Source organism: Lysobacter antibioticus (assembly GCF_000731095.1).
Lineage (GTDB): Bacteria > Pseudomonadota > Gammaproteobacteria > Xanthomonadales > Xanthomonadaceae > Lysobacter > Lysobacter antibioticus_B.
This window is the reverse complement of sequence record NZ_JMTZ01000147.1, coordinates 1-8,633: the sequence shown is the minus strand read 5'-3', so window position 1 is coordinate 8,633 and position 8,633 is coordinate 1. Positions and strand designations below refer to the sequence as shown.

General features: G+C 68.3%; 10 protein-coding genes. 7 read left to right on the top strand and 3 right to left on the bottom strand.

Annotated elements, in window-relative coordinates; genetic code table 11:
- Positions 1 to 194: 194 nt before the first annotated feature.
- A complete protein-coding gene (locus tag EX88_RS0122655; RefSeq protein ID WP_031374257.1) occupies positions 195 to 1,646 on the bottom strand; it encodes a PLP-dependent aminotransferase family protein in 1,452 nt (483 codons plus the stop codon).
- Positions 1,647 to 1,929: 283 nt separating this feature from the next.
- Between EX88_RS0122655 and EX88_RS24905 the strand changes: the two genes are divergently transcribed.
- The 4 genes from EX88_RS24905 (at position 1,930) to EX88_RS26330 (ending at position 4,369) form a co-directional block, all read left to right on the top strand.
- On the top strand, positions 1,930 to 2,829 hold the full coding sequence (locus EX88_RS24905; protein ID WP_051885451.1) for a helix-turn-helix domain-containing protein: 900 nt from the start codon (positions 1,930 to 1,932) through the stop codon (positions 2,827 to 2,829).
- A gap of 119 nt (positions 2,830 to 2,948) precedes the next feature.
- On the top strand, positions 2,949 to 3,455 hold the full coding sequence (locus EX88_RS0122645) for a hypothetical protein (RefSeq protein ID WP_051885450.1): 507 nt from the start codon (positions 2,949 to 2,951) through the stop codon (positions 3,453 to 3,455).
- A complete protein-coding gene (locus tag EX88_RS24100; RefSeq protein ID WP_081931389.1) occupies positions 3,418 to 4,035 on the top strand; it encodes a cytochrome P460 family protein in 618 nt (205 codons plus the stop codon). The genes EX88_RS0122645 and EX88_RS24100 overlap by 38 nt, the downstream gene beginning before the upstream one ends.
- Positions 4,036 to 4,165: 130 nt before the next feature.
- Positions 4,166 to 4,369 carry a hypothetical protein gene (locus EX88_RS26330; RefSeq protein WP_152566431.1) on the top strand — a complete coding sequence of 68 codons (204 nt, stop codon included), beginning with the start codon at positions 4,166 to 4,168 and terminating at the stop codon, positions 4,367 to 4,369.
- 329 nt (positions 4,370 to 4,698) lie between these two features.
- Here EX88_RS26330 and EX88_RS0122635 read toward each other — a convergent pair whose 3' ends face one another.
- Positions 4,699 to 6,132: an NAD(P)(+) transhydrogenase (Re/Si-specific) subunit beta gene (locus EX88_RS0122635; RefSeq protein WP_031374253.1), complete on the bottom strand. Its 1,434-nt coding sequence runs from the start codon at positions 6,130 to 6,132 to the stop codon at positions 4,699 to 4,701.
- Positions 6,133 to 6,259: 127 nt separating this feature from the next.
- Entirely contained in the window at positions 6,260 to 6,565 is a 306-nt protein-coding gene (locus EX88_RS0122630) for an NAD(P) transhydrogenase subunit alpha (protein WP_031374252.1), read from the bottom strand.
- A 265-nt stretch (positions 6,566 to 6,830) separates the two neighbouring features.
- Between EX88_RS0122630 and EX88_RS0122625 the strand changes: the two genes are divergently transcribed.
- The 3 genes from EX88_RS0122625 to EX88_RS0122615 all read left to right on the top strand — a co-directional run bounded on the left by EX88_RS0122625 (position 6,831) and on the right by EX88_RS0122615 (position 8,295).
- Entirely contained in the window at positions 6,831 to 7,385 is a 555-nt protein-coding gene (locus EX88_RS0122625) for an RNA polymerase sigma factor (RefSeq protein WP_051885452.1), read from the top strand.
- Positions 7,386 to 7,462: 77 nt separating this feature from the next.
- Positions 7,463 to 7,813 carry a hypothetical protein gene (locus tag EX88_RS24900; RefSeq protein WP_152566430.1) on the top strand — a complete coding sequence of 117 codons (351 nt, stop codon included), beginning with the start codon at positions 7,463 to 7,465 and terminating at the stop codon, positions 7,811 to 7,813.
- A gap of 5 nt (positions 7,814 to 7,818) precedes the next feature.
- Positions 7,819 to 8,295, top strand: coding sequence for a DUF3106 domain-containing protein (locus tag EX88_RS0122615; protein ID WP_031374249.1), 477 nt, complete (start codon positions 7,819 to 7,821; stop codon positions 8,293 to 8,295).
- The last annotated feature ends 338 nt before the right edge of the window (positions 8,296 to 8,633 follow it).

The window sequence follows — 8,633 nt, the reverse complement described above, 5'->3', positions numbered from 1 at the left end:
ACATCCTTGTCCCGATGAAAAACGGCCTGCATCCATGCAGGCCGCCCTCCGGGTCTCCTATTGCCTTCGCGAGTGCTTGGCGGCGCACAGCAAAGACAAAAAGCAAGGGCAAGGGCAAGGGCAAGGGCAAGGGGCAAGACAATGCGCGAACGACGGCGGATGCAACCACATCGTCGAACCTGGCGACCACTCCCCTACCCCCCACTCCCCCAATCCATCTCACTCAAACACAGCGCGAATACCCGCGCCGCTTCCTCGATCTCCGCCACCGACATCGCGCCGAAACCCAGCAACAGGCCGGCGCGGGCGGGCGGCTCGAAGTAGTACGGCAGGATCGAATACAGGCCGAGGCCTCGGCTCTGGGCGAAGGCGATGAAGGCCTCGCCCTGGGCGACGTTGCGGCCGCGCAGCCAGACCACCAGGTGCATGCCGGCATGAGAGTCGTCGATGTCGACGGCGTCGCCGGCCAGGCGGCGCAGGGAACCCAGCAAGGCGTCGCGGCGTTGTTTGAGGGTCTTCGCAGTGCGGCGCAGGTGGCGTTCGAAGCCGCCATCGGCGAGGAAGTGCGCAAGCGCGGCCTGTTCGATCGCCGGCGAGCCGAAATCGTCGACCCACTTGGCGCTGATCAGGTCGTCGCGCAACCCCGGCGGGGCGACGATGTAGCCCAGGCGCAACGAAGGAAACAGCACTTTCGAGAAAGTGCCGGTGTAGATCACCCGACGGCTGTCGTCGAGGCCGCACAAGGCCGCATGCGGCTGGGCGTCGTAGCGGAATTCGCCGTCGTAATCGTCTTCGAAGATCCAGCAATCGTGGCGGCAGGCGTAGTCGAGCAAGGCGCGACGGCGCGCCAGCGACATCAGCGCGCCGGTCGGGAACTGGTGCGAAGGCGTCACGCAGATCAGGCGCGGCGGCCGTTCCGGCAGGCGATCGGTGCACAGGCCTTCGCCGTCCACCGGCACCGGCAGCAGGCGCGCGCCGTGGATCTGCAGGGCTTCGCGCACGGCGAAGTACTGCGGCTCTTCGATCACCACCTCGTCGCCCTCGTCCAGCACCACGCGCGCGGTCAGGCTGACCGCTTGCTGGGTGCCGGTGACGATCACGATGTCTTCCGGCCGCGCATGCACGCCGCGGCGCAAGGACAGGTATTCGCAGACCGCCACGCGCAAGGCCGGCAGGCCCTGCGCGGTCGGGTAATGGGGCTGGGTGTAAACCGCCGCATGCGACAACGCCCGCGCCCAGGCCGAGGTCAGCAGCGGATTGGTGAACGGCACGCCGTACTGGAAGCTGTGCAAGGCGCCGGGCACGCGCCGGCCGGGCATGTGGGCGTGGTCGTGATAGCGGCGCAGGCGCCGGGCATAGGCGCTTTGCGGCGCCACCCGCTGCGGCGGCTCGGAGCGCGGCTGCACCGGCGCGCCGGGCATGGCGACATAGCTGCCGGAGCCGACCCGCGCCTGCATGAAGCCTTCGGCGCGCAATTGCTCGTAGGCGGCCAGCACGGTGTTGCGCGATACCCCCAACTGCTGGGCCAGCAGCCGGGTCGGTGGGAAACGCAGCCCGGACGGCAGCCGCCCGGTCATCACCGCGTCCTTGAGCGACCGGACCAATTGCCCATGCAACGGTCCTCGGCCATCGAGCGGCAGGTACATTCGCGGCTCCGGATTGGCCCCCTCGGGCCGCCTGTGTCATCGATACTGCCAAGCCAATGGGCGAGTTGCGAGGGCCGGTCAGCGACTTGGTCCAAGTCGGCACATGCGCATGACAACCGGGGCGCAACGCGTTTCGTGACCATGGTCGCGCTCGCCGCGGGGCGAAGCCGATTGGCTCCTTCGAAGCCGGGATTATTGGCCCTCCAGATGACGGCCCAGGATGGCTAGCTTAGGAGCCAACGAACGTGGCGCCTGCCCGCCACGCCTCCCGGACGAGGGTCGCATGAACTTGCAACATCACCGGATTCATTTCGCCGAGCATCTCGATCTTTCGCAGTCGGCCGCACGGCCGACCCTGCACCTGGTCCGGGCCTCCGGACGCGCCGTCCAGCTCGACCTGCCGGCCGGCTGGCTGTCGTTGTGGCTGCCGCTGCGCGGACCGCTGCGCCTGGAAGCCGCCGACAGCATGTGGGAGCTGGAGCCCGGCCACCTGCAGATCTGGCGCGACGGCCGCCTGCGCACCAGCGCACGCCTGCCGTGCTGGTGGCTGTGTCTGTGCGGCCCGGACACCGCCTGGCGCGGCTATCTGCAGACCAGCGCCGACAACACCAGCGAGGAACTGTTCCCCTGGGAAGGCCCAGCGCCGCGCGATGCGCAACGCTTGATGGTGCGACTGGCGCGGCTGGCCGCTCAACCGACCGCGCTGGGCGCGCTGGGCGACAACGGCGACGCCCTGTTGCGCACCCTGTGCGCCTTGTTGATCGATCAGCAGCGCGATCTGCAGACGCGGTTGCCGCGTTGCAGCGGCCGCACCCAGCGCCGACGCCAGCAGACCTTGCTGCGGCTGCTGCGCGTGCAGCACCTGATCCGGCGCCATCCGGAGATCCGCCTCGACCTCAACCGGCTTGCGCGCAGCGCCAACTACTCGCCCTGCCACTTGATCCGGATCTACCGCGAAGTATTCGACGAGACGCCGACCGAATTCGCCTCGCGCCTGCGTTCGGACCGCGCCTGGCGCATGGTCCGCGAAACCCGCATGCCGGTGTGCGAGATCACCGAGGCCCTGGGTTTCGAAAGCCAGAGCGCGTTCTGCCGCGCGTTCAAGAATTCGTTCGGCCTTACCGCCACCCAGGCACGGCGCCTCGACCGGCAGCTCGTGCGCGCGGCCACCTGCGCCGCCTGAAACGCGCCACGCGGCGCAGCGGCTTCGATGTTGCACCGCACCTCTCGCTACGCTTCACCGCACCGCTTCGCTGCACTTCCTCGCTGCTCTTCCTCGCTGCTTTCTCCAGGACCTCCGCAATGACCTATGCCAACCGCAGTGCGCGATCGCTGCCGCTATGGACCGTGATCGGCGGCCTGATCGCAGCGACGCTCGACATCGCCTACGCCATCGGCTACTGGGGCATCACCGCAGGCGTGCCGGCGCAACGCATCCTGCACAGCGTCGCCTCCGGCCTGATCGGGCGCGAAGCCGCACTGGCCGGCGGCGCTTCGACCGCCGCGCTCGGGCTCGCCCTGCACTATCTGATCGCCCTGATCATGGCCGCGGTGTACGCCTACGCGGCGACCAAACTGGCCTGGATGCTGCGGCGGCCGTGGCTGTCGGCGACCCTGTACGGCCTGTGGCTGTTCGTGGCGATGAATTTCATCGTCGTGCCGCTGTCGCGCGCCGGTGGCGGCGGCATCCCGAAGGACGTGCTGTGGATCGTGCTCAGCATTCTGGTGCACGTGTGCTTCGTGGCCTGGCCGATCGCCTGGTGCGTGGGCCATGCATTACGACCCGGCGGTGCCGCACGTGGCCGTTGAAGCTTCGCGCCGCAAGCGCACGGCGCGGTGGTTCGGCGCGGTCGCGCTAGCAACGGCGAGCGGCGTGCTGGCCGCCGGCGGATTCGCCACAGCCGATCCGCCCCGTGCCACCGCGGCGACCGCGGCTGCCGACACGCAGACGCTGCCCTTCCCGGTCGGCTATTCGCGCTGGACCCACATCAAGAGCGGCCTGATCAACGCCGGCCACGCCGCCTACGCACGCTTCGGCGGGCTGCACCACATCTACGCCAACGCCACCGCGCTCGACGGCTACCGCACCGGGCGTTTTGCCGACGGCTCGGTGCTGGTCTACGACCTGTTCGAGGCTACCGACAAAGGCGACGCCACCATCGACCAGGGCCCGCGCCGCCATATCGACGTGATGGTCAAGGACAGCGCGCGCTTCGCCGCGACCGGCGGCTGGGGTTATGCCGAATTCGCCGCCGGCGAGCGCCGCGACCGCCTGCGCACGGCGCAGCGCGACGGTTGCGCCGCCTGCCATGCCAGCCAGAAAGACAATGACCAGGTGTTCAGCCGCTGGCGCGAGGATTCGGCGCTGGAGGCTGCGCCGGCTCAGTGAGACTGACAGCGGCGCCCTGGAGTCGTTGCACGCATCGAAACCGGCTGTTGCGCAGTTCAATCTCGTGCGACACCTGCCATTTCAGCCTTGATTTCGCGGCTATCTCTGCGCCCTGATCCTGGCTCCGACCATGACCATGACCATGACCATGACCATGGCTTTGGCTTTGGCTTTGGCTGTTGCTGTTGCTGTGCGTCGTCTCGCACTAACGAAGGCTAAAGAAGACCCGGAGGGCGGCCCGCATGGATGCGGGCCGTTTTTCATCGGGACAAGGATGTCCCGTATGAAAAATCCCTGCGTCTGCATGACAAAAGAAAGTAACCCGCCGCTTTAGTGGCGGAAGCTTTTGGCGTTTGATCTTGATCTTGCTTGAGTGGTACGCCGCAAACCCGTCGTAGCGCGGTCGCGGCTCGCGCCGCTCCTACCCCTGCGACGGCACGCTGCTTTCGATGAGCGACGTCGGCGTTGATGTTTCTGCGCGTCCCTTGGTCGCGGCTTGCGCCGCTCCTACCCTGCGACAGCACGCCGCCTCGGCAGATGAGTTCGGCATTGCGGCTTCTGCGCGTCCCGCGGTCGCGACTTATGACCGAAGGAAATCCAGCAGGACGCCGCTCCTACAGGGGCAGGAAGCACGCAGCGCGCTCCGCCCCCGTACCGGCAAGCTCAATGCCCGCCGTCGAGCGCCTTCAGCTCCGAGACCAGCGCGCTGGCCATCTCCGCACCGTCGCCGTACAGCATGCGGGTGTTGTCGGCGTAGAACAGCGCGTTCTCGATGCCCGCAAAACCCGTGCCCTTGCCGCGCTTGATCACGATGGTGTTCTTGGAATTGACCACGTCGAGAATCGGCATGCCGTAGATCGGCGAGGACGGGTCGGTCTTGGCGACCGGGTTGACCACGTCGTTGGCGCCGATCACCAACGACACGTCGGTGTTGGCGAACTCGGGGTTGATGTCGTCCATGTCGGCGATCATGTCGTAAGGCACGCCGGCCTCGGCCAGCAGCACGTTCATGTGGCCCGGCATGCGCCCGGCGACCGGATGGATCGCGAACTTCACCTTGACCCCGCGCTCGGTCAGCTTCTGGGTCAGCTCCCAGATCTTGTGCTGCGCCTGCGCCACCGCCAGGCCATAGCCCGGCACGATCACCACGCGTTCGGCGAAGGCCATCATCGCGGCGACGTCGCCGGCTTCGATCGGCTTCTGGGTGCCGCTGATTTCCTGCGCTTGGCCACCTCCGCCGAAGTTGGAGAACAACACGCCGCTGATCGGGCGATTCATCGCCTTGGCCATCAAGCGCGTCAGCAACATGCCGGCCGCGCCGACCATGGTGCCGGCGATGATCAGCGCTTCGTTGCCGAGCACGTAACCCTCGAAGGCCACGGCCAGGCCGGTGAAGGCGTTATAGAGCGAGATCACCACCGGCATGTCGGCGCCGCCGATCGGCAAGGTCATCAGCACGCCGAGCAACAAGGCCAGGACGAAGAAGGCGATGATCACCGGCACGTTGAGGGTCATCACCGCGGCGATGCCGCACACCACCATCGCCAAGGCGACCAGTCCGTTGAAGAGCTGCTGGCCGGGGAACACCACGCGCTTGTCCAGGCGCCCGTCGAGCTTGGCCCAGGCGATCACCGAACCCGACAGCGACACCGCGCCGATCGCTGCGCCGACGACCGCCAACACCAGGGCGATGCTCGGCGTCTGCATATCGATGACGCCGCGCTCGATCTGCGCCTGCAAGGGATCGGCCGGCAGCCGCGCCGACAGACGCAACAGCTCCACCGCGCCGATCGCCGCCGCCGAGCCGCCGCCCATGCCGTTGTACAGCGCGACCATCTGCGGCATGTCGGTGATCGCGACTTTCTTGCCCGACACCCAGGCCAGCACCGTGCCGATGCCGACCGCGAGCAGGATCAGGCCCATGTTGTGCAGGCCGGGCAGGAAGAAGGTCGCCACGGTCGCGATGACCATGCCCGCGCCGGCCCAGCGGATGCCGCTGCGCGCGGTGACCGGCGAGGCCATGCGCTGCAGGCCCAGCAGGAACAGAGTGGCGGCGACGAGGTAACTGCACTTGACCAGGATCAGCATCAGGTTCATCGGACCGCCCGCTTCATGAAACGACCATTGCCGGAACGGCAGGACCCGGCCCGGCAGCGCGTGCCCGGCGACGAGGAAAACGGAAACGACAGCAGGCGCTGCGGCCCGGCCGGAATGGCGAGGACCATCAGGCGCCTCCCTTGCCGGCCGGCTTCTTGCTGGACTTGAACATCTCCAGCATGCGTTCGGTCACCACGTAGCCGCCGGCGGCGTTGCCGGCGCCGAGCAGCACGGCGACGAAGCCGATGGCTTTCTCCAGGGTGGTCTCGGCATGCCCCAGCACGATGATCGCGCCAATCAGGACGATGCCGTGGATGAAGTTGGAACCCGACATCAGCGGTGTGTGCAGGATCACCGGCACCCGCGAGATGATTACGTGGCCGGCGATACCCGCCAGCATGAAGATGTACAGCGCCACGAACCCGTCGCTCATCCGTTCTTTCCCCATGCGATGTCTGCCGCATCATAACCGGCCGTGAATGCGGCGCCAGCGTTGTCAACCGATCCGATGCCGGGGCGTTGTCAGATTCCGTAGACGGTGCACATTCCACCGCACAGGAATCCCCATGCCGACCCCGCCCGACCGCAGCGCGCGCCCCCCGGCCGCAGCACACTAAGGAGCCGTCCAGGTGCTGCAACCGCCAGGCGCCCGTATGCTGGAGACCGTGAGCATCGATGCCGATCCGCGGGCCCAGGACATGCCGCCGCTGCCCGAGGACGGGCCGCCGGAGCCGACCGTGCGCCTGCCGGCGACCATCGAGGCCTTCCTGGCCGGCCTGGGCACGCGGGCGTTCCGCTTCGCCGAGCTCGGCCTGCGCCACCGCGAGGACGCGCTCGACGCGGTCCAGGACGCGATGATGAAGATGCTGGCCTATCGCGAGCGCCCGGCGCCGGAATGGACCCCGCTGTTCTGGAGCATCCTGCGCAGCCGGATCGTCGACATCCAGCGCCGGCGGACCTTCCGCCTGCGCTGGCTGGCGCCGGCCCCGCGCGAAGACGACGCGCCGCTGGACTGGGCCGACGACGGCCCCGACCCGCAGCGCACCCACGACGGCCGCGAAGCCTATGCGCGTCTGAGCGATGCGCTGGCCAAGCTGCCGCGCAGGCAACGCGAGGCCTTCAGCCTGCGGATCCTGGAAGAACTCGACGTCGCCACGACCGCGCGGGCGATGGGTTGCAGCGAAGGCGCGGTGAAAACCCATCTGTCGCGCGCGCGCGAAGCCCTGCAGCGGCAATTGGAGGAATGGCGATGACGACCCCGAACGAACGGCCCGAACCGGGCCCTCAGCTTCACCCTGCCGCGGACCGCGACCAGCGCTTCGATCAGGCCATGCGCGCCCTGCACGCACGTGCCGTCGAGCAGGTCACCCCGCAGACCCGCGCGCGCCTGCGCACGATTCGCAGCGAGGCCGCGGCCGCGCCGGTGCGCCGCTCCGGCGTGCTTGGCTGGGCCCTGGCCAGCGGCGGCGTGGCCGCGTTCGCGCTCGTCCTGGGCCTGCAGTTCGTCGGCGGCAACGGCGGTGCGCCGGCCGTGCCCGAATCGGCGCCGGCCGTGGCCAGCGCCGCGGCGGCCGACGCGGCCTACGACCCCGACACCGCAGTCGCCGCGCTCGACGAGAATCCCGACCTTTACCTGTGGCTGGCGTCCAACGGCGACGTCCTGCCGAATCCTTCGGAGTAAGCGCCATGCGCACCTTCCCCTTCCGCCGCCTCGGCCTGGTCCTCGCTGCCCTGGCCCTGCTCGCCGCCGCCCCGGTCTTCGCCGGCGATCCTCCGGCCACCGGCCGCACGAACGCGCCGCTGCCGGCCTGGGAGCAACTGACCCAGGCTCAGCGCGAGCAACTGATCGCACCGATGCGCGACCGCTGGAACAACTCGCCCGACGAGCGCCAGCGCATGTTCGAGCACGCCCGCCGCTGGCAGCAGATGACCCCGGAAGAGCGCAAGAGCGCGCGCCGCGGCATGAAGCGCTGGGAGCACATGAGCCCGGAGGATCGCGGCCAGATGCGCGCCCTGTACGCCAAGATGCGCGGCCTCGACGACGAGGGCCGGCGCGCCCTCATGACCAAGTGGCGCGCGATGACCCCGGAACAGCGCCGCGCCTGGGCCCAGGCCAACCCGGCGCCGCCGAAGCCGGACCGGCCGCATCCGCCGCGCGATTGAGGGTGCGCCGCGCCATGTAGGAGCGGCGTAAGCCGCGACCGCGTTCCTTGCCGCTGCGGCGTTTCTTACCGCAGTGCGATGAAGCAACATCTAAAGCTTCCGTCCGCTACGGCGACGGCGTACCGCTTTTGGGTAGGAGCGGCGTCCTACTGGATTTCCTTCGGTCACAAGCCGCGACCGCGCGCCCTCAATCTCGCTTCGCTGCGTCCCATAGCCTCATGTAGGAGCGACGTAAGTCGCGACCGCGCTATGACGGTCTTGCGTCGTATCTCTCAAGCAACCGCAAAGCTTCCGTCCGCTGACGCGGCCGGGTTACTTTCTTTTGCTAAGCCCAAAAG

Coding starts and splice junctions, on each gene's coding strand:
- EX88_RS24905 (WP_051885451.1), top strand. CDS start 1,930: ATGAACTTGCAACATCACCGGATTCATTTCGCCGAGCATCTCGATCTT.
- EX88_RS0122615 (WP_031374249.1), top strand. CDS start 7,819: ATGCGCACCTTCCCCTTCCGCCGCCTCGGCCTGGTCCTCGCTGCCCTG.
- EX88_RS24900 (WP_152566430.1), top strand. CDS start 7,463: ATGCGCGCCCTGCACGCACGTGCCGTCGAGCAGGTCACCCCGCAGACC.
- EX88_RS0122655 (WP_031374257.1), bottom strand. CDS start 1,646: ATGTACCTGCCGCTCGATGGCCGAGGACCGTTGCATGGGCAATTGGTC.
- EX88_RS26330 (WP_152566431.1), top strand. CDS start 4,166: ATGACCATGACCATGACCATGACCATGGCTTTGGCTTTGGCTTTGGCT.
- EX88_RS24100 (WP_081931389.1), top strand. CDS start 3,418: ATGCATTACGACCCGGCGGTGCCGCACGTGGCCGTTGAAGCTTCGCGC.
- EX88_RS0122635 (WP_031374253.1), bottom strand. CDS start 6,132: ATGAACCTGATGCTGATCCTGGTCAAGTGCAGTTACCTCGTCGCCGCC.
- EX88_RS0122630 (WP_031374252.1), bottom strand. CDS start 6,565: ATGAGCGACGGGTTCGTGGCGCTGTACATCTTCATGCTGGCGGGTATC.
- EX88_RS0122625 (WP_051885452.1), top strand. CDS start 6,831: ATGCCGCCGCTGCCCGAGGACGGGCCGCCGGAGCCGACCGTGCGCCTG.
- EX88_RS0122645 (WP_051885450.1), top strand. CDS start 2,949: ATGACCTATGCCAACCGCAGTGCGCGATCGCTGCCGCTATGGACCGTG.